The organism is Acinetobacter sp. T63, from assembly GCF_053852345.1.
The window spans coordinates 544,073-566,194 of the sequence record NZ_CM132659.1; the positions used below are offsets into that span (position 1 = coordinate 544,073).

At 43.5% G+C, this 22,122-nt stretch carries 20 protein-coding genes; 15 read left to right on the plus strand and 5 right to left on the minus strand.

The features are described 5' to 3' along the window. Positions 1-51 precede the first annotated feature (51 nt). Positions 52-501 (plus strand): bacteriohemerythrin, encoded by a 450-nt coding sequence (locus ACVLR6_RS02580; protein ID WP_160243533.1) that lies wholly within the window; start codon positions 52-54, stop codon positions 499-501. Between the two features lie 47 nt (positions 502-548). Here ACVLR6_RS02580 and holA read toward each other — a convergent pair whose 3' ends face one another. The 4 genes from holA to ACVLR6_RS02600 all read right to left on the minus strand — a co-directional run bounded on the left by holA (position 549) and on the right by ACVLR6_RS02600 (position 5,552). After that, a complete protein-coding gene (holA, locus tag ACVLR6_RS02585; protein ID WP_455995783.1) occupies positions 549-1,547 on the minus strand; it encodes a DNA polymerase III subunit delta in 999 nt (332 codons plus the stop codon). Then, a complete protein-coding gene (locus tag ACVLR6_RS02590) occupies positions 1,544-2,071 on the minus strand; it encodes an LPS-assembly lipoprotein LptE (RefSeq protein WP_005182353.1) in 528 nt (175 codons plus the stop codon). The genes holA and ACVLR6_RS02590 overlap by 4 nt, the downstream gene beginning before the upstream one ends. Positions 2,072-2,449: 378 nt before the next feature. After that, the gene (gene leuS / locus ACVLR6_RS02595; RefSeq protein WP_160243531.1) at positions 2,450-5,071 is read right to left on the minus strand and encodes a leucine--tRNA ligase; all 2,622 of its coding nucleotides are present in this window, start codon (positions 5,069-5,071) and stop codon (positions 2,450-2,452) included. A gap of 127 nt (positions 5,072-5,198) precedes the next feature. After that, a complete protein-coding gene (locus tag ACVLR6_RS02600) occupies positions 5,199-5,552 on the minus strand; it encodes a DUF4124 domain-containing protein (protein WP_160243530.1) in 354 nt (117 codons plus the stop codon). 707 nt (positions 5,553-6,259) lie between these two features. On the opposite strand from ACVLR6_RS02600, the gene ACVLR6_RS02605 reads away from it, so the two are divergent. The 3 genes from ACVLR6_RS02605 to ilvC all read left to right on the plus strand — a co-directional run bounded on the left by ACVLR6_RS02605 (position 6,260) and on the right by ilvC (position 9,596). Further along, on the plus strand, positions 6,260-7,987 hold the full coding sequence (locus tag ACVLR6_RS02605) for an acetolactate synthase 3 large subunit (protein ID WP_035363671.1): 1,728 nt from the start codon (positions 6,260-6,262) through the stop codon (positions 7,985-7,987). After that, positions 7,984-8,475 carry an acetolactate synthase small subunit gene (ilvN, locus tag ACVLR6_RS02610; RefSeq protein WP_005182370.1) on the plus strand — a complete coding sequence of 164 codons (492 nt, stop codon included), beginning with the start codon at positions 7,984-7,986 and terminating at the stop codon, positions 8,473-8,475. The genes ACVLR6_RS02605 and ilvN overlap by 4 nt, the downstream gene beginning before the upstream one ends. Positions 8,476-8,579: 104 nt before the next feature. After that, a complete protein-coding gene (gene ilvC / locus ACVLR6_RS02615) occupies positions 8,580-9,596 on the plus strand; it encodes a ketol-acid reductoisomerase (RefSeq protein WP_005182373.1) in 1,017 nt (338 codons plus the stop codon). A 286-nt stretch (positions 9,597-9,882) separates the two neighbouring features. Here the strand turns inward: ilvC and ACVLR6_RS02620 are convergent. Next, positions 9,883-11,270, minus strand: a protein-coding gene (locus tag ACVLR6_RS02620) for an IS3 family transposase (protein ID WP_370670888.1) whose coding sequence is annotated in 2 segments (ribosomal slippage) — positions 9,883-10,773 and positions 10,776-11,270 — 1,386 coding nt in all. Because the reading frame shifts where the segments join, the coding sequence is not laid out codon by codon here. A 947-nt stretch (positions 11,271-12,217) separates the two neighbouring features. On the opposite strand from ACVLR6_RS02620, the gene ACVLR6_RS02625 reads away from it, so the two are divergent. The 11 genes from ACVLR6_RS02625 to ACVLR6_RS02675 all read left to right on the plus strand — a co-directional run bounded on the left by ACVLR6_RS02625 (position 12,218) and on the right by ACVLR6_RS02675 (position 22,108). Continuing rightward, on the plus strand, positions 12,218-12,739 hold the full coding sequence (locus ACVLR6_RS02625; RefSeq protein WP_455995786.1) for a hypothetical protein: 522 nt from the start codon (positions 12,218-12,220) through the stop codon (positions 12,737-12,739). Between the two features lie 69 nt (positions 12,740-12,808). After that, a complete protein-coding gene (locus tag ACVLR6_RS02630) occupies positions 12,809-13,513 on the plus strand; it encodes a fimbrial biogenesis chaperone (protein ID WP_455995787.1) in 705 nt (234 codons plus the stop codon). Positions 13,514-13,533: 20 nt separating this feature from the next. Beyond that, complete coding sequence (locus tag ACVLR6_RS02635; protein WP_286427439.1) at positions 13,534-15,834, plus strand: fimbria/pilus outer membrane usher protein; 2,301 nt, start codon at positions 13,534-13,536, stop codon at positions 15,832-15,834. Between the two features lie 14 nt (positions 15,835-15,848). After that, complete coding sequence (locus tag ACVLR6_RS02640) at positions 15,849-16,268, plus strand: hypothetical protein (protein WP_005182377.1); 420 nt, start codon at positions 15,849-15,851, stop codon at positions 16,266-16,268. A 167-nt stretch (positions 16,269-16,435) separates the two neighbouring features. After that, positions 16,436-17,719, plus strand: coding sequence for a glycosyltransferase family 4 protein (locus ACVLR6_RS02645; RefSeq protein ID WP_455995789.1), 1,284 nt, complete (start codon positions 16,436-16,438; stop codon positions 17,717-17,719). 32 nt (positions 17,720-17,751) lie between these two features. After that, complete coding sequence (locus ACVLR6_RS02650; RefSeq protein WP_005182381.1) at positions 17,752-18,303, plus strand: phosphatase PAP2 family protein; 552 nt, start codon at positions 17,752-17,754, stop codon at positions 18,301-18,303. 94 nt (positions 18,304-18,397) lie between these two features. Beyond that, the gene (gene iscX, locus ACVLR6_RS02655; protein WP_005182385.1) at positions 18,398-18,598 is read left to right on the plus strand and encodes a Fe-S cluster assembly protein IscX; all 201 of its coding nucleotides are present in this window, start codon (positions 18,398-18,400) and stop codon (positions 18,596-18,598) included. A 108-nt stretch (positions 18,599-18,706) separates the two neighbouring features. After that, positions 18,707-19,138 carry a nucleoside-diphosphate kinase gene (ndk, locus tag ACVLR6_RS02660; RefSeq protein ID WP_005182388.1) on the plus strand — a complete coding sequence of 144 codons (432 nt, stop codon included), beginning with the start codon at positions 18,707-18,709 and terminating at the stop codon, positions 19,136-19,138. A 122-nt stretch (positions 19,139-19,260) separates the two neighbouring features. Further along, a complete protein-coding gene (gene rlmN / locus ACVLR6_RS02665; RefSeq protein ID WP_005182389.1) occupies positions 19,261-20,496 on the plus strand; it encodes a 23S rRNA (adenine(2503)-C(2))-methyltransferase RlmN in 1,236 nt (411 codons plus the stop codon). 35 nt (positions 20,497-20,531) lie between these two features. After that, positions 20,532-21,329, plus strand: coding sequence for a type IV pilus biogenesis/stability protein PilW (gene pilW / locus ACVLR6_RS02670; RefSeq protein ID WP_104470591.1), 798 nt, complete (start codon positions 20,532-20,534; stop codon positions 21,327-21,329). After that, positions 21,320-22,108: a helix-turn-helix domain-containing protein gene (locus ACVLR6_RS02675; RefSeq protein ID WP_016659532.1), complete on the plus strand. Its 789-nt coding sequence runs from the start codon at positions 21,320-21,322 to the stop codon at positions 22,106-22,108. Before pilW ends, ACVLR6_RS02675 begins: the two co-directional genes overlap by 10 nt. Positions 22,109-22,122 lie beyond the last annotated feature (14 nt).

Genomic DNA, 22,122 nt, shown 5'->3' on the forward strand with positions numbered 1-22,122 from the left:
GGGATGATGCGATAAAACACGACTTTAATCAAAAAATCTGAGGGGTAAATCATGGAATGGAGTGAGAAGTTTAATATTGGAATTGATGTGATTGACAATCAGCATCGCCAAATTTTGGACTATATTAATGCGCTAGAAAAAATTCGGGCCACGGGTGCGCGTGAACAAATTAAAGAAGTTTTAGACGATTTGATTGATTACACACAATCGCATTTTAGTTTTGAAGAAAACTTATTGGCGCAGGTGAATTATCAATATTTACCATCGCATCGCGGTATTCATGAATTGTTTGTAAAACGTCTGAATGATTGCCGTCAGCGTTTTGCCAATGGTGAATCGGTAGAAAATGATTTGTATCGTTTATTGTCTAAATGGTTGATTAACCATATTCAGCATGATGATCAGGACTATGTCGATGCTGTGCGTGACAATATGCTGCATTATTTGCGTTCGCAAGAACAAAAGAAAGGTAAAAGCTGGTTTGCGCGTTTCTTTAGCTAGGTTTGAATTTTCATCAACCGTCTAAATTAAGAATTTAACTTAAGCTATTAGGCAGGTGATGTCGCAAACAGGGTTTTACCGCACAATTCAGTAATCGCTTGAAGCACCAGATGTTCAGGGTTTTCTTTGGACATCCCTTTAATTGCAGCATCAATGCGTAATAATAAAGCTGGCCAGTACAAAAAACAGTTTGGGTTTAAACGCCGTAAGGCCTGTTGATAAACACTGACTTTGTTTTTCCAAATCCCGAGCTGCAGGGCATTCTGCGGTTGTTCGAATAGTTGCATCAGAAGCCGCATTTCCTTGCTGATGCTCCATAAAATCAGGCTCATCGGCTCGCCAGAGGCAGTCAGATACTGAAAAATCTTGATAGATTGAGCCAGATTTCCGGCTAAAAGGGCATCGCTTAAATCATAAGTGGTATAGCGTGACTGGTCTTGCAGGCAGGCATATAAATGCTCAATCTGAATCTGTTCAAGGTCCGGAAATGTATCGCGCACCCGCATCAAGCTATTTTTGGCCGCCAGCAAGTTGTGTTCATGATGCTGTTCCAGCCATTGCCAGGCATCATTGGCCAGTTGAATCCCGAGTTTCTGCGCTTCAACTGCTAAAATCTGCTGACGATCGCGTGGGTAATTTGCCGTTAAGGCGACGCAAACGCCATTGGCCTCCACCGTCTGGAAAAAGCTTGACTTGAGGCTGCTGGCATCCTGCTTGGGCATGACCACCAGCAGCAGGTTATTGCTGTCTTGTTGTAAATAGCTTTTCAGCAGTTTTAAGCTGCTGGCATCGGGCTTGATGTTGCCATGCACTTCAACTGCCAGTTGGGTGGAAAATAAAGACAGGCTGTTTAAGGCATTAAAGACATTTTTCCAGTCACTGACGCTGCTAATGTCATAGCGCTGACGTTCAATGTCCTGCTTCTGCCAGCTTTGGCGAAAAGCATCAATCAGGTTTTGTTCTAGTAGTGGTTCCTGACCATGCAGCACCCAGGCTCCCCGGGCATCATCAATCCGTTTCAGGGCCTGTAAGTAATCCAGTTTCATGGTGCAGCAGTTTGGCTGGTCGATGCGGCAGGTAAGCGGTTTGATGAAATCTGACGTACGATTTGCTGAGCCACGTCATCAATGATCACATCACGCAGGAATTTCTGTTCCTGATCATCGGTGTTCACTGTTGCGACATCATATTGATAGCTTCGGGTGGCGACTACGGTACGCGGTTCAGTTACCGGATTGCCTTGTGCATCTTCAATACGGAAAGTCACATTTAAACGCAGCATGGTTTCGACCAGCTTGCCATTTAATTCCAGACGGCGCGGGCTATAGTCGAGTACCCGCAGCAGATAGGCATCATTGCTATTGCTGAGCTGGACACCGGCGGCACCCAAATAAATCGACAGTTTTTCCTGTAATTCTTCCGCTTGGGCAGGCAGCGCCAGACGCATTTTCGAATAGGCCACCGGGGCGACGGTTGGGTTGGTGCCTTTCAGATGAAAACCACAACCGACCAGGCTAGTAGCTAAACCGCATGTAAGTACAATAGCTGCGACACGTTTGCCCAAATGCATGTGTTGTCCTCTGTGTTGGCCTGAATCAAGCGAAAAATAAAATGAGATTTTGATTGTATGTGCAAAGCCCGTTGACTGGCAACGGGCTTTGTGTTTTTTAAGCCTCCCTTTGGTAAAGGGAGGTTTGGAGGGATTCGTCCTTAAAGGTCCCCCTCTTGTGCCATATATGGCTCACCTTTTACAAAGGGGGACTTCCACGGTCCATATTATAAAAAATGGGTTCTCCTCCCTTTTTTAAAGGGTGAGAAGCATTGCTTCGCAAGGGAGGGATTGTTCCTTTATATTCCCTTCTCCCTTTGGGAGAAGGTTAGGATGAGGGTGCTTTTAATATTTCACCTCTCCCTAACCCTCTCCTGAGAGGAGAGGGAACCTAAGGAATTAAACCACCAAATTCACTAACTTATTCGGCACCACAATTTCTTTCTTGGTTGGGCCAGTCAAGAATTGTTGCACTTCAGGCAATGCTTTCGCTTGTGCCAAAATGTCATCTTTCGATGCATCCACAGACACTTCAAGTTTGCCACGAAGTTTACCGTTCACCTGAACCACGATGGTTTGTGTATTACGAGTCAATGCAGATTCATCCACAGTCGGGAATTGAGCAGAGGTTAACTCAATGCCAAACTGAGCCAATAAAGTCTGGCTTAAGTGTGGTGCAAATGGTGCCAGCAAAGTCAGAAGTGTGGTGATGGATTCACGAGCCACAGCCACGTCATTGTCATCTTTCGCTTCAAACTTGTTGTTCGCGTTTAGAAGTTCCATCATCGCTGCAATGGCAGTGTTAAATGCATGACGACGTTCGATGTCATCACCCACTTTTTGGATGGTTTCATGCGTTTTACGACGTAAGTCTTGTGCAGCAGTCGAAAGTGCAGCTTTGTCGATGTTTGAAGCAGTGTTACCTTGTTCAAGGAAACCTGTCGCTAAACGCCATACACGTTTCAAGAAGCGGTTTGCACCTTCAACACCAGCATCCGACCATTCTAAAGATTGATCAGGAGGGGCTGCAAACATCATGAACACACGTGCAGTATCTGCGCCGTATTGGTCAATAATCGCTTGTGGGTCGATCCCGTTGTTTTTCGATTTCGACATTTTTTCTTGGCCGCCAACAATGACGTCTTGACCATCACCTTTGTATTTCGCAGACGTGATACGACCTTTTTCGTCTTTTTCAAGTTCGATGTCGGCAGGGTTGAACCACGTTTTCTTACCTGATTCCGCTTCACGGTAATAAGTATCGGCAAGTACCATACCTTGTGTTAACAAGTTGGTGAATGGTTCGTTGCCTTGTACCACGCCTTCGTCACGCATCAATTTGTGGAAGAAACGTGCATATAACAAGTGCAGAATCGCGTGTTCCACACCACCGATGTATTGGTTCACAGGCAACCAGGTTTGACCCGCTTCAGGTTTCACCATGCCATCTGTAAAGTCTGGAGATGCATAACGTGCGTAGTACCAAGAAGACTCTACGAAGGTATCCAATGTATCGGTTTCACGACGTGCGTCGCCACCACAGCATGGGCAAGTGGTTTCATAGAATTCAGGCATTTTGTTCAATGGGTTACCTGAACCGTCTGGCACAACGTCCGTTGGAAGCACAACAGGCAGTTGTTCTTCAGGTACTGGCACTTGACCACACGTGTCACAGTTAATCATTGGAATTGGACAACCCCAGTAACGCTGACGAGAAACACCCCAGTCACGTAAACGGAATTGAACTTTGACATTGGCAAGGCCTTGTGGTTCAAGTTTTGCCAAGAATGCATCGAAAGCACCTTGGAAGTCTAAACCGTCAAATTCACCTGAATTGACCAATTTACCTTCTTTAGAGCCGTACCATTCTTGCCACTGAGTTGCATCAAAGTCTGCATCATCAGCGCCTTTGGCATCAATCACTTGCTTAATCGTTAAGCCGTATTTGTTGGCAAATTCGAAGTCACGTTCATCGTGTGAAGGCACTGCCATCACCGCACCTGAACCGTATGACATCAGCACGTAGTTTGCGATCCAAACAGGAACTTCTTCACCAGTCACAGGGTGTTTTACAGAAAGACCTGTTGCCATGCCTTTCTTCTCAGCAGTCGCAAGATCAGCTTCTGCAACTGAACCCATACGGCATTCTTCGATAAATGCAGCAAGTTCAGGGTTGTTTTCAGCTGCTTTAAGCGCCATTGGGTGCTCTGCTGCAACTGCAACATACGTCACGCCCATTAAGGTGTCAGCACGTGTTGTGAAGACTGTTAAACCATCTGCATACACGTCAGGATTTGCTGAAGGGAAGGTAATTTCCATACCCTGTGAGCGACCAATCCAGTTACGTTGCATGGTTAATACTTGTTGTGGCCAACCGTCTTTCAGCGTGTCTAGGTCGTCCAGTAATTCTTGCGCATAGTCAGTAATGCGGAAGTAGTACATTGGAATATCACGTTTTTCAACCAATGCACCTGAACGCCAGCCACGACCATTTTCAACCTGTTCGTTGGCAAGTACGGTTTGATCCACTGGATCCCAGTTCACCGTTGAAAGTTTACGGTAGATCAGACCTTTTTTATAAAGCTGAACAAATAACCATTGTTCCCAGCGATAGTATTCTGGTGTACAGGTTGCAAATTCACGATCCCAGTCAATCGATAGACCAAGTTTTTTCAACTGATTACGCATGTAATCAATGTTTTCAAAAGTCCATTTTGCTGGTGCAACCTGGTGTGCAATGGCTGCGTTTTCAGCAGGCAGACCGAAGGCATCCCAACCCATTGGTTGCAGTACGGTTTCGCCTTTTAAACGGTGGAAACGGCTGATCACGTCACCAATCGTATAGTTACGCACATGACCCATATGCAGTTTGCCACTTGGGTAAGGGAACATCGAGAGGATATAACGACGTGGACCTTCTACAGTGTCGGCAACTTTAAAGGCTTTGCGAGTTTCCCAGTCGCTTTGGACTTGAGGTTCAATCGCACTGGCTTGATATTCAGGGTCAATATGAGTAGTCATAAACGGATTAATGAATTACGGTTAAAAGTTTGTTGCACAGCATAGCGCAAAATGTAGCGAAAAGTGAATTTTGCGCGGCGGTTTCTGCTGGAAAAATTTAACTGATCGGGCCAGAGCAAGCAGAAACTTAAAAAACTTGCGGATTGGCACGTTCCTGTTGGGCTTGCTGCAGGGCAGCATTGGCTTCATGTTGCTGTGAATCCATCTCGGGAGCGGTTGCTGGCGTGTTCGCTGTCTGTGCTGTGGTTGGACTGTGCGTATTATTCGCTGCCGCCGTTTGCGCTGAAGTCGTTGGGGCAGAGTTGCGCCAGCCGTAAGTATCGACTTTGCCGTGTTTCTTGGCATTTTTCGGTGGCGGGGTGGTGGTGTAATGGGTTGAACCATTGGCATCGACCCATTTGTAGTACTGTTTGGCCATCACATTGGCGCTGGCCAGTGCGACTACTGAACATAATCCCCAAGTTAAAATAGAGCGATTCATCTTGTTATCCTCATGCTGTATTCAGCTGATCAATCTGCGCGTTTATCTTAGCAATAATTGGCGCCAAAGTTGATTAATTTTTAGGCTGGAAGATGAAAAATAACTGCATGAATCTGCGCCTGAATATCCTCGGCTGTTGTATCTGAAATAACCATTTTACTGCTGCAGAATGATCCATTTTGATGGGTGAATTATAAATAAACGATTTTTTATTTAATAAAATTCATTCATTTTTTTTATGTATTTTATATTTAAAATTTATGTGAAATAAAGGCAAGCACATGAAATATCATGTTTTATAACGGAAATTTAAATTTTTCTATGTAATGCTTGAAAACCAGATATGTTTAAAAAACAGGCACACAGCCAAGTTTAGGAAAAAAGCCAATTTTTAAACTTGACTTTAGGGGACGAAACTACAAAAATGCTGTCTTTAGTTTTATATGCCTTAGATCGATCACCCTTCGAATAAGTGTCATGTCATGCAATGGGCAACTTCTCTAGCCGAGAAGCTGAACAAAGCTGTGAAACGTGTTTATCCCAACATGTTTTTAGATCTCATATTGCTCAATCAGCAATCAGATCACAAATTTTTCCTATTGCGATGAAAACTATGAAATATGTGTGCTATAACAGTGCAACAATGAATTAATGAAACGCTGCAAATGCCTCCCATTTCGCAGTGATTAAGATTAGGGTGAATCACGTTGGAACTTTTATCTGGTGGTGAAATGCTCGTTCGTGCATTAGCGGACGAAGGCGTTGAACATGTATTTGGATACCCAGGCGGCGCCGTTTTACACATTTACGACGCGTTCTTTCAACAAGACAAAATCAATCATTACCTTGTGCGCCATGAACAGGCAGCAGGCCATATGGCTGATGCTTACTCGCGCGTAACCGGTAAGACCGGTGTGGTGCTGGTGACTTCAGGTCCAGGTGCAACCAACACCGTTACCCCAATTGCAACAGCCTATATGGACTCCATTCCAATGGTGATTCTGTCAGGTCAGGTTGCTTCTCATTTAATTGGTGAAGATGCGTTCCAGGAAACCGATATGGTGGGGATTTCCCGACCAATCGTAAAACACAGTTTCCAGGTGCGTCATGCCAGCGAAATTCCATCAATTATTAAAAAAGCATTCTATATCGCGTCATCTGGCCGTCCTGGTCCGGTTGTGGTTGATATTCCAAAAGATGCGACCAATCCGGCAGAAAAATTTGCCTACGAATATCCTGAAAAAGTGAAGATGCGTTCGTATCAACCACCACATCGTGGTCACTCAGGTCAAATCCGTAAAGCGATTGATGAACTGATTCATGCCAAACGTCCAGTGATTTATTCAGGCGGTGGTGTGGTGCAGGGCAATGCCGCAGCACAGTTAACTGAGCTGGCGCATATTCTGGGTTATCCGGTGACCAATACCTTAATGGGCTTGGGCGCATTCCCGGGTGATGATCCGCAATTCATCGGCATGCTCGGTATGCACGGTACCTATGAAGCCAACATGGCCATGCACAATGCAGACGTGATTCTGTGTGTCGGCGCGCGTTTCGATGACCGTGTCACCAACAATCCGGCAAAATTCTGTCCGAATGCTAAAGTCATTCATATTGATATTGACCCGGCAACAATTTCTAAAACCATCATGGCGCACATTCCAATTGTGGGCGCAGTTGAACCTGTACTCCAGGAGATGCTGGTACAGCTGAAACAGATGAATGTGTCGAAGCCAAATCCTGAAGCGATTGCTGCATGGTGGGAGCAGATCAATGAATGGCGTAAAGTTCATGGTTTGAAATATGAAAAGCCAACTGATGGCACCATGAAGCCACAACAGGTGGTGGAAGCTTTAGATAAAGTGACCAATGGTGAGGCCATTATTACTTCTGACGTTGGTCAGCATCAGATGTTTGGTGCGCTTTACTACAAATACAAGCGCCCACGTCAATGGATCAACTCGGGTGGCTTGGGCACCATGGGTGTAGGCTTGCCATATGCGATGGCAGCTAAATTGGCATATCCAGACCAGCAGGTGGTGTGTATTACTGGTGAAGCATCCATCCAGATGTGTATTCAGGAACTGTCGACCTGTAAGCAATACGGCTTGAACGTGAAAATTCTGTGCCTGAACAACCGTGCCTTGGGTATGGTAAAACAGTGGCAAGATATGAACTATGAAGGTCGTCACTCAAGCTCATATGTAGAGTCTTTACCTGACTTTGCCAAGCTGATGGAAGCGTATGGTCACGTGGGAATCCAGATTGACCATGCCGATGAGCTTGAATCGAAGCTGGCTGAAGCCATGGCCATCAATGATAAATGCGTATTTATTAACGTGATGGTTGACCGTACTGAACACGTTTATCCGATGCAGATTGCCGGTCAGTCCATGAAAGATATGTGGTTAGGAAAAGGGGAGCGTACAGAATGAGACACATTATTTCCGTTCTCGTTGAAAACGAAGCTGGTGCGCTTTCTCGTTTAGTGGGCTTGTTCTCTCAACGTGGTTATAACATTGAGACGCTGAACGTAGCACCGACTGAAGACCCGACTTTGTCACGTTTGACACTCACTACTTATGGTGATGACCACAAAATCGAGCAGATTACCAAGCAGCTGAATAAGCTGGTTGAAGTGGTCAAAGTGGTGGACTTGTCTGAAGGTGCGCATATTGAACGTGAACTGATGCTGATTAAAGTCAAAGCACTGGGTTCAGCACGTGATGAAATCAAGCGTACTGCAGATATTTTCCGTGGTCAGGTGGTCGATGTGACACCAACGACCTATACCATTCAAATTGCCGGTACCACAGAAAAGCTCGATGGCTTTATTGATGCGTTGGCTGAGAACACCATTCTGGAAGTGGTGCGTTCAGGCGTATCGGGTATCGCACGTGGCGAAAAAGTTTTAACCATTTAATTTAACAACGAATTCACCTCTCCCGACTGGGAGAGGCGCTAGCAAGCTGAATAATGAAATTGCCCTAGCGGACAGGAATCAAAAGCATTTAAGCGGAGACAGCAATGCAAATTTTTTACGATAAAGACTGCGACTTATCTATCATCCAATCTAAGAAAGTAGCGATTATTGGTTACGGTTCACAAGGTCACGCGCATGCGCTTAACCTTAAAGATTCTGGCGTTGACGTAACTGTTGGTTTACGTGCTGGTTCAGCTTCTTGGAAAAAAGCTGAAAATTCAGGTCTTAAAGTTGCTGAAGTTCCTGCTGCAGTTGCACAAGCTGACGTGGTGATGATCTTGACTCCAGATGAGTTCCAAGCGCAACTTTATCGTGACGTGATTGAGCCAAACATCAAGCAAGGCGCGACTTTAGCATTTGCTCACGGTTTCTCTGTTCTTTATAACCAAGTTGTTCCACGTGCTGACTTAGACGTAATCATGGTTGCACCTAAAGCACCTGGTCACACTGTACGTTCTGAATACCAACGTGGTTCAGGTGTTCCTGATCTTATCGCGATTCACCAAGATGCTTCTGGTAACGCACGTAACCTTGCACTTTCTTACGCTTCAGGCGTAGGTGGTGGCCGTACAGGTATCATCGAAACTTCTTTCCGTGAAGAAACTGAAACTGACCTGTTCGGTGAGCAAGCGGTTCTTTGTGGTGGTGCCGTTGAACTGGTTAAAATGGGCTTCGAAACTCTGGTTGAAGCGGGTTATGCGCCTGAAATGGCTTACTTCGAATGTCTACACGAACTTAAATTGATCGTTGACTTAATGTTCGAAGGCGGTATTGCGGACATGAACTACTCTGTATCAAACAACGCTGAATACGGCGAATACGTAACAGGTACTGAAGTCATCAACGAACAGTCTCGTGAAGCAATGCGTAATGCGCTTAAACGTATTCAATCTGGTGAATACGCGAAGATGTTCATCCAGGAAGGTGCTTTAAACTACCCATCTATGACTGCTCGTCGTCGTCAAAATGCTGCTCACGGTATCGAAGTAACTGGTGCTAAATTGCGTGCGATGATGCCTTGGATTCAAGCAAACAAAATCGTTGATAAAGAAAAGAACTAAGTTCTAATTTCTGAGCCAAAAAGCCCTTGTGTTTCACAGGGGCTTTTTTATGTCATTTAAAAATAGAGCTTACTGAGTTAAGTTAACTTCCGTGCCTTAAAGAAAAGAAAGCAGTGCTTTTCTTTCCTTGCACTTCACTCAGAACAGTGTTCTGAGCTTGCTCATACCTTGGATTCAAGCAAACAAAATCGTAGACAAAGAAAAGAACTAATTTCTCGAATCATTTGATTTGAACGCGAAGACCCACTCACTAGATGATCTGACCCCAAAAAGTTGGACGGTTTGATTAAGCAGCTTTTAAGGACTGAGTTCTGTATTCTACAGGACTCAGTCCTTTTAATTTAACCTTGATTCGTTCATGGTTGTAATAATGAATATATTCTTTCACGGTCTGTTCCAACTCTTCAACTGAATTAAATTCCTCACCATAGAAACATTCTGATTTAAGTATTCCAAAGAAGCTTTCCATTGAAGCGTTGTCCAGACAGTTACCTTTACGCGACATACTTTGAATAAGCCCGTGCTGTTGAAGCTGTTGCTGATAAAATCTCATTTGATATTGCCAGCCCTGATCTGAATGAATAATTGGCTTATCATTCGAGCTGAGCTTGGCGATAGCATCTTTCAACATATCTTTAACTAAACCAAACAGTGGTCTACGTTGGAGCTGAAACGCAATGATTTCACCATTAAACAAATCCATGATGGGTGACAGATAAAGTTTTTCACCGCGTACATTAAATTCAGTTACATCTGTTACCCACTTCTGATTGGGCTTGTCTGCCTTGAATTGACGCTGCAACACATTCTTAGCAATTTTACCAATTTGCCCCTTATAAGAGCGATATTTTACAGCTCTAATACATGATCTGAGCTGCATGGACTGCATCAAGCGTTGAACACACTTATGGTTAATGGTAAACCCCAAATTCTTCAAGGCAAGTGTAATCCTGCGATACCCGTATCGTCCCTTATGTTTATGATATATCGCCTTAATTTGCTGTTTAAGGTCACTATATTTATCTTCACGCTTTGATTGCTGCTCATGATAAAAGTAAGTGCTTCGAGCCATTCCCGATGTACGTAACAAGTGCCTTAATTGATAGCTTTGCCTTAATTCAGATATGAATCTTGCAGCCGTTGCTGTTCGGCTTTTTCCTGTTCTTTGCGCTTCTGAATCAAGGCTCTCCGCTTTTTTAGATAAGCGACCTCTGCCCGTAGATACGCCAATTCCTCAAGTAACTGTTCTTGAGTTTTATTTCGATCTTCTTGTGAGGTTTTAATTCTAGGTCGCTGTGGCTTTGGCATCTGTTTGGGTCGTCCTTTGGGCTTAGATTTTAAGCCATCTATACCGTGTGCCTGATATTTGCGCAACCATGTAGAAAGAGTTCCAACTTCTTTTAATTTAAAAAATCTTAAAGCATCGATAAGTGACAAGCCATCATTCAATATTTTAAGAACAACTTTAAGTTTGAACTCTGTAGAGTAGGTTATGCGATGAGATTGAGGTTTCAAGCCGTCTTCGCCAAGAGTCTGGTATATAGCAACCCATTGTCGAATAGTAGCTCTGTCTAATTTATATTTATTAGCTGTTTTTCTAAACCCATCATCATTTTTATTTGATAAATAATTTTGAACAACTTCAAGTTTAAACTGTTGAGAATATTTAGCCATAGAAAAGCACCCTTCAAATTGGACTAAGAGTGTCCAACTTTCGGGGTGCAGATCATAGAGTGGTTTTTTTACATTTAATATTGTGTGCCTTGCTTCATTCAAAGGAGTGCTTTTCTTCCTTGTACTTCATACAAAACACTGTTTTTTACTTCTTACGCTTCACTTAAAGTGCTGCTTTGACGTCGCTGCCAGATCATCGGCATGAAAAAGAACTACTGTACTGAGTGAGATAATTAATCGCATAGGGGTACTAAATTGGCTGAAAAATACTTTTATTTAGAAGAATTATTTTTTACTCAGATTAAAAGTCGAGTGAAAAATGAATAAATGCAAAAAAAGTAAAAAATGAATCAGGAATAAAACAGATTGGGCTGCTTTGGTTTTTTCTGATGTGCTTTATGTATTTTATTATTTCTTCCTGACAGTTTATTGAATAAGGCTATCCCCACTACTAAGTATTTTATATTTAAAATAACAATTAAATAATCTATTTAAATTGTCAGGCTTCTTAAAAATACGTGAGATTTCAACTAATTTTTGGTGGAAAATTCCAATATTCTAGGGAAAACTAAAAAAAAGTGTAATAAATGTAAAGGAATGTTTATTAAGGGTATTTAATATTTTTTATAAAAAACATCTATTTGTTTTTATCTTAAAAAACTGGTTAGAAAAAAATTCCCTAAAAATAGTGACCCAAGTAGCAAGGAGAATTTGGGTCACCAAAAAAAGAGAATTAGCCCAAAAACAGTCGATTAAGCAAGAAAAATAATTTTAAAAAATAAATACTTATCCTTGTGTGAAAAATCCCGTATAGATGGTTTTTTCTGTGGAATACCTACAATAAAAGAACTTGCTCAGGATCGGATTTTAATCAGTCTAAAGATATTCTGGTTTGGGTGAGTGATTAGAAAAATGGTTCTTATATTAAAGTTATGGAGAAACACGACATGTCTACATTAATTAAAACAGCTATGGCGGTATTATTTGCAGGTACTTGCTCATCAGCAATTTATGCAACAGAAGCTGAAACAGCTGGTAAACCAGGTGGTAAACATAACTGGAATAACTGTACAACTTTAGGTTGTGAAAAAGATATTCCAATTAAACTAGAAGTTCCAAAAAAATGTGAAATTAAAGGCGGATCAGCAATTGAGTTGAGCAAAGCCGGTGGTACCAAAACATCTAACTATACAGTAAGAAGTAATACTCACTATGTATTAAATATTACAACTGCAAACAATGGTACCAATGCAAGTACATATGTTAAGCATGAAGATGATGGCACAGTACGTATTCCAACTACAATCACAACAACAAAAACAGGTGGTGGTGCGATTGCTTGGGGTAACAGTAACCATGATGGTCTAGCAGATGATGTATATACTGTTTCGGTTACTAACTCGGCAGTAGCTCCATTCCAGCGTGCAGGTACATATTCAGACACTTATAAAATCAAAGTGTTCTACTAATTTAGTGTTTCGCCTAACTTGGTCTTCGGACCAAGTTAGGCTTTTTCGTTATAAAAGCTGGGGAATAATATGAAAAAAATAATAGCCTTTTTAGTTTCATCGCTGTGTTATGCATCTGCAAGTTATGCAGGTGTTTCTATTGACCCGGTTCAGATGTATATCAACAGTCAGGCTAAACAAAGAACCACAACGCTTACTTTAGAATCTACAGATGAAACTGAAGCAAAAATTTTTGAAATTAAAGCCTTTAAATGGACGCAACAAGGCAATGGTGAGAATATTTTGGTACCAGATGACACCCTTATTTTAAATCCCAAAAACTTTATTCTGCAGCCGAATGGCAAACAGACTATCCGTGTTGGTTTTAATCGTCCTTTAGAGTCGGTACTCACCGGTAATCAGGAGGGTGCATGGCGCATTCTGGTGGAAGAAATTCCACAGGCCGTGAAAGAAACCTCAGTTAACTTTCTGCTCAGCTTTAACCTGCCTTTATTTGTCGGTAAGCAGGAAGACACGAACGTTAAATTTAATATTGAGAATAACCGGCTGGTTGCACAAAATCAGGCCAATTCGCATGTTCAGATTAATAATTTGAAGATTGTTGATGCCAATAAGAAGGAAGTGTTTAAGGCCGATACTATGGCTTACTTATTGGCCAAAATGAATTACAGCTATGAGTTAAATGGAACCAAGATTGCAGATCCAAAAAAGTATACTGTCCAATTTTTTACGGATAAGAACGATAACATGGTGGAGCTTAAATTCTCGGACTAGCGGTATAAGGGGAATTTGCGATGAATATAAAAAATCGGTGGTTTATTGTTGTTCATATTTTATTTAGCTTCGCAGCGAATGCGAATGAAAATCCGATAGAAGAAAGTCTTGCCAATCTGTGGATTAATGAACTTGATCATCATACTGATATTATTTTAATCACAGAAGGGCAGCATTATTATATGGGTTGTGATGTGCTGTCCGAACGGCAAATTCAAGTGCAAAAGTTAAAGAAACATCAGCAGCGTGCGGATTTCTGTCTGGTCAGTGAAGGCGATATTCAAGCGGTTTTTGATAGTTCATCGCAGTCCATTAAATTAACCATCCCCACTCACTATTTTCAATCCGATTTAAACGTTTTTAACCAGAAAGTGATTCCTGAAAAAGCCAGTTTTGGTGGCTTTATGAATTATGACTGGGTCTATGCCAACAGCGATTCAAATGAAGCTTATAGTGGTCTGGCCGAGCTGGGGATCTTTAAAGATTACTGGATTCTCAAGAATTCGGTGCTGTATCAGAATACCTCTGTCGAGGAGCAGGTAGTACGTTTAAATAGCAGTTTTGATCTGGAATTTCCAGAAAGCATGACCCGTCTAACCCTAGGCGACACCACAACAACCTATAACCCGTTAATTAACTCTTTGCGTTTTGCCGGTTTAAACTGGGGAACCAACTACACCGAGCGTCCAAGTTTTGTCTATTGGAATATTCCAACCTTACAGGGTAGCGCGCGTATTCCATCTACTGTTGAGCTGTTTATTAACGGGGTGAGCATTTATAGCCAGAAAGTCAGCCCGGGTGATTACATGCTGGAAACTGGGGCGCAAATTCAGCAGGCGGGTGATGCACAAATTGTAGTTGAAGATGTTTTAGGTAACCGCAGTGTGCAAACTTTTCCGGTACTGGTCACTAACCGTTTATTACGTGATGGCCTAGATGAATATAATATTGCCTTAGGTAAGCTGCGTTATAACTACAATCTGGACAGTAGCGATTATCGGGATTTCTTTGTTAATGGCTTTTACCGCAGGGGGCTGTCTAACGCAACCACCTTGGGAACCAATCTGTCCTATAGTGAAGATATTCAAAATGTGGGGGTTATGTGGACTCAGGCCATCAGTAATATTTTAATTGTAGACAGTGTGGTCATGGCCTCGCATGATGACCGGAATCAGATGAACTATTCCTATGGTTTATCCGCCAGCAAAGATTTCGGGAATTTTTCACTGGGTGCCAGTTCCAAGTATACCGAACGGGATTTTAAGTTTTTAGGCGATGATCTGGACAATGTTTCGAATTATCCAAAATTTGAAAATCTGGTGTATTTAGGGCTGACCAATGTGCCTTATGTGCACAATATTAATCTGAACTATGCTGAACAGAAATACTATGATCATCCTGAATTTGAACAGCAGAACCAGCGGGTGATCAATGTCGGATTTAACCGGAATTTTGGACGCCAATTTGCTGTCGGGCTCAGTTATTTCAATGCCTTTGGCGATCGTAAAGATTCTGGTGGGATATTATCTCTTAGTTATAATTTTGATAATGATAAATCCGTCTATTTTAGTCAGTCTGCAGACCAGAACACCAACCTGCAGCTGGTAAAAAGTGACTCGAGTCAGGTCGGCTTTGACTATGCTGTCGGTGTGAATCATCGCAATGATGACACACTTTATAATGTAAATGGCCTGTTGAAAACCAAGGTGGGTGATCTAGATTTTTACCATGTTCAGGGCAAGGAAACGCGTGACTCGCAACTGGCTTATCGTGGTGCTGTTGTCTGGTTGGGTAATCAGCTAAGTTTTACCAAAATTGTTGAACATGCTTTTGGTTTGGTCAAAGTCGGGGATTATCAAGATATTGATATTCTACGCTCACTGGTTTATGTCGATAAAACCAACAAAGACGGCTATGCCTTTGTGCATGACATTATTCCTTATGTGAAATACGACATTGCCTTTGATGAAAATCAGTTACCTATCGAAGATAAAATTCTTTATTCAAGTAAACAAATTACCGCGTTAAACCAGCGCGGCTACAAAATCAATTTCCCGGTTTTCCATGCTAAACAGGTTCGTATCCGGCCGGTAGATGTCCAAAATCGCAGTTTTGTACCGGGATCAGAGCTGCATATTAACAATGAAGGTGGCGAGGTTTATCCGATTGGTTCGGATGGAACGGTCACTTTATATGGCTTGATTCCAGGGAATTATAGTGTCCGGATTAAAACCCGAGAGGCGCAAACCTGTAGCGCTGTATTACAGGTTTCAGCTCAGGCACAAGATATAACTGTACCGGTTGAACTTGTGTGTAAATAAAAGGAGTAGGGGTGATGAAAGCGAGTGTACTGTTTTTAGTCTGTTGTATCAGCAGCAGTCTGTCTCTGGCACATGCGAGACAATGCCAAATTGAGCGTTTAACGGCAACCCAATTGAATTTGAATGCCTCTTATTTAAGTCAGGCTGCGACTTCCTTTTCGGTGAATTGTGATAGTCGTTATGCTATTAAATTTAATAGCCGAAATCTGGTGAATAGTACAGGCAGCAGTTATCTGGTGAATGAGAAGAATTATAAGCTCAGAACCCAGATGAATATTAGTGGCGCCAGTTCTTCACGCTGGAATGTTCCGCTTAGTCAGGCCCCTACTGGTCAAGATAAATTTGTGGTGTTGGTTCAATTAATGGAACGTCCAACGGCAAGAACACCTGCCGGTGTATACCGGGACAGTCTATATATTAATTTGATGTTTTAATTATGCTTTAAATATTGGAAATATCGAATATTTTTCCAAGCCTTTAACTAGGCGGGTGCAATACCACGAGTTTGATACAAGTATGAAATTAATTTCATGAATTTATCATAAAACTGCAAACTGTAAGGATTATGCTGGGCAGACAACAACAACAGAGGAATACGCGGATGTCAGCGTCTTCACGCACACTGGTATTAAAGTCGCCTAATATTCCTGAGAATTTTAAATTTTATTTTAAACAGGAAAAACAAAAAAACGCGATTAATGAAGTCATTGAAATTGAAGAGCTGGTGCGACCTCGTTTAAGAATTGCGTTAGTGACAGAAACCTGGCCGCCAGAAATTAATGGTGTGGCCAATTCATTATTACAACTGTGCAAAGGATTGCAAAAACTGGGACATAAAATTCTACTGATTCGTCCTGAACAAAAACAACCTTGTACCGATTTTAGTCCCAACAAAGAATGTCTGGTCAAGGCGCAGTCTATTCCGAAATATGGTCATCTGCAGTTTGGCTGGCCACAGCTGTATAAACTCTCTACCGCCATGGATGAGTTTGAGCCAGATATCGTGCATGTGGTGACCGAAGGGCCGCTGGGTCTGGCTGCGTTACAGGTAGCAAAATCCAAGCAGATTCCGGTATCTAGCGGTTTCCACTCTGCTTTTCAGGACTTTAGCCGCTTTTTTGATCTGGCTTTTCTGGTCAAACCGATCCAGCGTTATCTGTGCTGGTTCCATAACAATACGCAACTGACCTGTGTACCCAGTACCGATACCGAGCAGTCTTTACGCCAGTTTGGTGTGGAAGGTCCACTGGTGGTCGTTGGTCGTGGGGTCGATGTCGACAGGTTCTCACCGCAACATCGTTCAGAAGCCTTACGTTTACGTTGGGGCGCCGATGAACAGACCCGGGTGCTGATTTATGTGGGCCGGGTGTCGCCAGAAAAAGAAGTGAATGTGGTGATTGATGCCTATCGGGCCATGCAGTCCATTGCCAAATATCCAACCAAGCTGGTGGTAGTAGGCGATGGTCCGGACCTGAAACGTCTGGAAGGGCTGAACACCGATGGCGAAGTCATTTTTATGGGCAGCTTAAGCGGACAAAAACTGGCTGAAGCTTATGCTAGTGCCGATGTGTTTGTCTTTGCCAGTCAGGTAGAAACCTTTGGTAATGTGGTGCTTGAAGCCATGGCCAGCGGCTTGCCAGTCGTGGCGTATGACTATGCTTGTGCCAATTTGCATGTCAAGCAAGATGAAACCGGCTGGCTTAGTCCACTGGGTGATGTCGCCGGAATTATGCGTTCGATTTATCAGTTACCGAACGCAAAAGTATTAAGACAGATGGGTAAAAAAGCCCGTGAATCTACCCAGCATATCGGCTGGCAATATCCGATCCAACAATTTGAACAGGCACTTTATCGGGTGGTGCAGGAGTCGCATATGACGACCTAGATTTTAAGCTCAAGCTTAAAGGAGAGCATAGAATGAAACTTAAAAATGCAAAAATAAGAATACTTGATCTCGACTTGAAAGGCTGTTTGTATCTCAATCATTTTTCCCACTCCGAACGGGTGGCTTATTTCTTTAAAGTGGTGAGCCGCTTAGGCGACGGTTTATTCTGGTATGTCATGCTGGCCACGGTCTGGTTATGGCAGGGCCTGCTGTATGGATTGCAGATTATCTACTTGCTGTTAGGTGGATCAGTCGGTACAGGCATCTATAAACTGCTTAAAAGCAAAACCGTGCGTCCCCGTCCTTATCAGGTGCATCAGGTGATTCGCCTGGGCGAGCGTCCGCTTGATCACTTTAGTTTTCCCTCTGGTCACACTTTGCACGCGGTCATGATTACCACAGTGCTGGGCTACATTCAGCCGCTACTGCTGGTGTTGATGTTACCTTTTACCATTCTGGTGGCGCTGTCGCGTATGGTGCTGGGGCTGCATTATCCCAGTGATGTGGCGGTCGGTGCACTAATTGGCGGTCTGGTGGCCAGCGGTATTATTTCGGCTGCGCCGTATCTGGAAATTGCGCTATAGCCCATTCACCGGCGGTACGGCCTATCAAAGCTGGTACAGCATTTGCAAAATTTGCTAAAGTAGTGCATCACACTAAACTGCCTTAGGAATAGACATGGGTTTACGTTGGACAGATAGCATCGATATCGCCATTGAACTGTATGAAGCACATCCAGATGTCGATCCGCAATGGATCCGTTTTACTGACCTGCATGCCTGGGTTTGTGCACTTCCAGATTTTGAAGATGATCCGACCAAGTCAACCGAAGGTCTGTTAGAAGCCATTCAAATGGCATGGATTGACGAAGCACGTTAACAGCGACCTCAAAAAACCGATTTTTTTACAGATTAAACGCAGAAAAAAGCCCATTTTTCGGTATAATGCGGCAAAATTTCTGTCAACTTTGACTTTAAGGAGCCAATCATGGCTATCGAACGTACATTATCTATCGTTAAACCAGACGCAGTTGCTAAAAACGTAATCGGCGAAATCTTCGCACGTTTTGAAAAAGCGGGTCTTAAAATCGTTGCAACTAAAATGAAACACTTGACTCAAGCTGAAGCTGAAGGCTTCTACGCTGAGCACAAAGAACGTGGTTTCTTCGCTGACTTAGTTGCGTTCATGACTTCTGGTCCAGTTGTTGTTTCAGTTCTTGAAGGTGAAAACGCAGTTCTTGCTCACCGTGAAATCCTGGGCGCAACTAACCCTAAAGAAGCGGCTCCTGGCACTATCCGTGCAGACTTCGCTGTAAGCATCGACGAAAACGCTGCTCACGGTTCTGACTCTGTAGCATCTGCTGACCGTGAAGTTAACTACTTCTTCGCTCAAACTGAGATTGCTCCACGTACTCGTTAATACGCAGTATTCAAACCAGATAAGTGTTATTATACTTATCTGGTTTTTTTATTCTCTGAATAATCCCTCGCTCAGATCTTGAGCATCTCCTTTCATCCTCAGACATGATTTAGGTAATACACATGAGTAATGAAGTGGTCGCTTCATCTGCAACATCTGATGAGCAGCAACAATCTTTGTCCACTCCAGCGCAATCAACTTCTGTGCAGAAAGTGAATTTACTGGGCATGTCGCGTGCTGAGCTGGAAAAATTCTTCGAAGATTTAGGTGAGAAGAAATTTCGTGCCGGCCAGGTGATGAAATGGATTCACCAGTATTTCGTGACCGATTTTGCCGAAATGACCAATATTTCAGGCAAGTTGCGCGCAAAACTGGAACAGATATGTGAAATTAAAGCGCCAGATGTGGTGCATAAAAACTATTCTAAAGATGGTACACGTAAATGGGTGTTCCGTGTCGGTGATGGTGCGGGTTCCTTGGTTGAAACCGTGCTGATTCCTGCGGAAGATAAAACCGGTTCGCGTAAGACTTTATGTATTTCCTCACAGGTCGGCTGTGCGCTGGACTGTTCATTCTGCTCAACCGGTAAACAGGGCTTTCAGCGCGACCTGACCCAAGCTGAAATTATTGGTCAGCTGTGGATGGCCAACTATTCCTATATGGAAGATGTGCCGGTTGCAGAGCGTGAGCGTTCGGTGACGAACGTGGTGATGATGGGCATGGGCGAGCCGCTGCTGAACTATGATGCAGTTTTAAACTCGATGCGTATTATGCTGGATGACTTCGCCTATGGCATGTCAAAACGCCGTGTAACGCTGTCGACCTCGGGTGTAGTGCCAAAAATTGACCAGCTGGCTGAAGATATTGATGTCGCGCTGGCGATTTCTTTACACGCCACCAACGATGAACTGCGCAATGAGCTGGTGCCAATCAACAAGAAATATCCACTGGAACAGCTGATTGCAGCCTGCCAGCGTTATATCAAAAAAGATGGCAACGAAAGTGCGCGTAAGCACGTGACCATTGAATATGTCATGCTCGATGGCGTGAATGACAGCATTGAACATGCCAAAGAGATGATCAAGCTGCTCAAAGACCTGCCAAGCAAAATCAATTTAATTCCGTTTAACCCGTTCCCGCATGCGCCATATGGCCGTTCAAGCCGGAACAGGATTATTTCTTTCCAAAAAACTTTGTCTGATGCCGGATTTGTGTGTACGATTCGTCAGACACGTGGTGATGATATTGATGCCGCGTGTGGCCAGCTGGTGGGACAGGTGGCAGACCGTACCCGTCGTGCGGAACAGTGGAAAAAGAAAGTTGCAGAGCGAAATGAAATTATGCGCTCTCAAGGATAATTAAATTTAGGGGGAGAGGTCCATTGACTAAGTTGATGTATAAATTCACAACCATCAGCACACTGTGTGTGGCTGCATGGATGAGCACCGGCTGTCAAACCACAACTCCTACTTTAAGTCCGAAAGATCCGGAAAAGGCAATTCAGGTGCGTACCCAGCTGGCGGCCGAGTATTTAAAATCGGGTGATTTAGACTCGGCCAAACGTGCCCTGGATCAGGCACTGGAAACAGATTCGCGTGATTCTATGGCCAATATGATGATGGGCGTGCTGCTACAGCAAGAAGGTAGCAAGCTGAATCTGGAGAAGGCCGATACGTATTTCAAGCGTGCCATCTCTGCCGATCCGAACAATGCGCAGGCGCGTAACAACTATGGTACGTATTTGTATCAGGTTGAACGCTATAATGATGCCATTGAACAGCTGAGTATTGCCGGGGCAACACTCGGTTATGATCAACGTTTTCGTGCATTGGAAAACGTGGGGCGGATTTACCTGAAACTGGGCGATATGGCGAATGCTGAAAAATCATTCAAGCAGGCTCTGCAGGCGAACCGTGACTCCTATGTTTCAATGTTAGAGTTGGCGGAAATTTTTTATTTCAACCAGCAGACTCCTGCAGCATCCAGAATGTATGAACAGTTTGTGCGTGCTGTGGGACAAAAAAATCAAGGTGCGCGTGCATTGTGGATTGGGATCCGTGTTGCACGAGCAAATGGCGATCAGTTGGGACAGCAGGTGCTGGTCAATCAGCTTCGGGCATTGTTCCCTGAAAGCCAGGAATATCAACGTTATTTGCAATTACAGCACAGTACTGAGGCCGTATGGAAGTAAATCCTAATTCACCGCAATCAAATACAAATGTAGCGCCCAATGCATTAGGAAATATCCAACGCCCAGGTGAGTATCTGCGTCAAATCCGTCAAAATCAGAAGCTTGAGCTTGAAGATGTGGCGCAAGAATTGAATATTCCGGTCAAAACCCTGACGGCGCTGGAGCAGGATGAATACAAGTCACTGCCTGAAGCGACCTTTATCAAGGGTTATTACCGCACCTACGCCAAATATTTAAAAGTCGATGCCACCAGTATCATCCAGCGTTTTGATGAAATCTATGCCAATGATACCGGCATGCTGCCGAATCATGCCCTGAATAATTCCCCAATTAAAATTATGGGCAAACTGCCTGGCTCGAATCGTGACCGTAACCGCAAATGGTTAAAGCGTATTGCGCTGGCGGTAGTGGCACTGGCCTTAATCTGGATTATCATCGCGGCCGTGCAAAACTGGTCATCTTCGCAGTCGAGCGATACCGAGCAGAATATTGTGCCAATGTCTGATGTCGAAATTATTAATTTAGACAACAGCAGTGCCGTGACCGGCGATCAGCTGTCTTTAAGCTTTAACCGTCCGACGTCGGTTCATATTGTGGATTCGACCGGGAAAGTGCTGGCCACTGGCCGTCAGGCGTCCAGCTTGAATTTAACTGGTGAGGCACCATTTCAGATTCGTTTAGATGATGCAACCGCAGTGTCATTAAGTCTAAACAATGAAAATATTTCATTGTCTCCATATACCGTCAATGGCAAAGCGGAATTCCGTTTGTCGCGTTAATGGCACAGAGTAGA

What these genes read in the sequence shown, in the direction of transcription:
- ACVLR6_RS02645 (WP_455995789.1), top strand. Translation starts at nt 16,436, where the DNA reads ATGTCAGCGTCTTCACGCACACTGGTATTAAAGTCGCCTAATATTCCT.
- ACVLR6_RS02590 (WP_005182353.1), bottom strand. Translation starts at nt 2,071, where the DNA reads ATGCATTTGGGCAAACGTGTCGCAGCTATTGTACTTACATGCGGTTTA.
- ACVLR6_RS02625 (WP_455995786.1), top strand. Translation starts at nt 12,218, where the DNA reads ATGTCTACATTAATTAAAACAGCTATGGCGGTATTATTTGCAGGTACT.
- ilvC (WP_005182373.1), top strand. Translation starts at nt 8,580, where the DNA reads ATGCAAATTTTTTACGATAAAGACTGCGACTTATCTATCATCCAATCT.
- leuS (WP_160243531.1), bottom strand. Translation starts at nt 5,071, where the DNA reads ATGACTACTCATATTGACCCTGAATATCAAGCCAGTGCGATTGAACCT.
- ACVLR6_RS02580 (WP_160243533.1), top strand. Translation starts at nt 52, where the DNA reads ATGGAATGGAGTGAGAAGTTTAATATTGGAATTGATGTGATTGACAAT.
- ACVLR6_RS02640 (WP_005182377.1), top strand. Translation starts at nt 15,849, where the DNA reads ATGAAAGCGAGTGTACTGTTTTTAGTCTGTTGTATCAGCAGCAGTCTG.
- ACVLR6_RS02600 (WP_160243530.1), bottom strand. Translation starts at nt 5,552, where the DNA reads ATGAATCGCTCTATTTTAACTTGGGGATTATGTTCAGTAGTCGCACTG.
- ndk (WP_005182388.1), top strand. Translation starts at nt 18,707, where the DNA reads ATGGCTATCGAACGTACATTATCTATCGTTAAACCAGACGCAGTTGCT.
- ACVLR6_RS02630 (WP_455995787.1), top strand. Translation starts at nt 12,809, where the DNA reads ATGAAAAAAATAATAGCCTTTTTAGTTTCATCGCTGTGTTATGCATCT.
- ilvN (WP_005182370.1), top strand. Translation starts at nt 7,984, where the DNA reads ATGAGACACATTATTTCCGTTCTCGTTGAAAACGAAGCTGGTGCGCTT.
- ACVLR6_RS02650 (WP_005182381.1), top strand. Translation starts at nt 17,752, where the DNA reads ATGAAACTTAAAAATGCAAAAATAAGAATACTTGATCTCGACTTGAAA.
- ACVLR6_RS02635 (WP_286427439.1), top strand. Translation starts at nt 13,534, where the DNA reads ATGAATATAAAAAATCGGTGGTTTATTGTTGTTCATATTTTATTTAGC.
- holA (WP_455995783.1), bottom strand. Translation starts at nt 1,547, where the DNA reads ATGAAACTGGATTACTTACAGGCCCTGAAACGGATTGATGATGCCCGG.
- iscX (WP_005182385.1), top strand. Translation starts at nt 18,398, where the DNA reads ATGGGTTTACGTTGGACAGATAGCATCGATATCGCCATTGAACTGTAT.
- rlmN (WP_005182389.1), top strand. Translation starts at nt 19,261, where the DNA reads ATGAGTAATGAAGTGGTCGCTTCATCTGCAACATCTGATGAGCAGCAA.
- ACVLR6_RS02675 (WP_016659532.1), top strand. Translation starts at nt 21,320, where the DNA reads ATGGAAGTAAATCCTAATTCACCGCAATCAAATACAAATGTAGCGCCC.
- pilW (WP_104470591.1), top strand. Translation starts at nt 20,532, where the DNA reads ATGTATAAATTCACAACCATCAGCACACTGTGTGTGGCTGCATGGATG.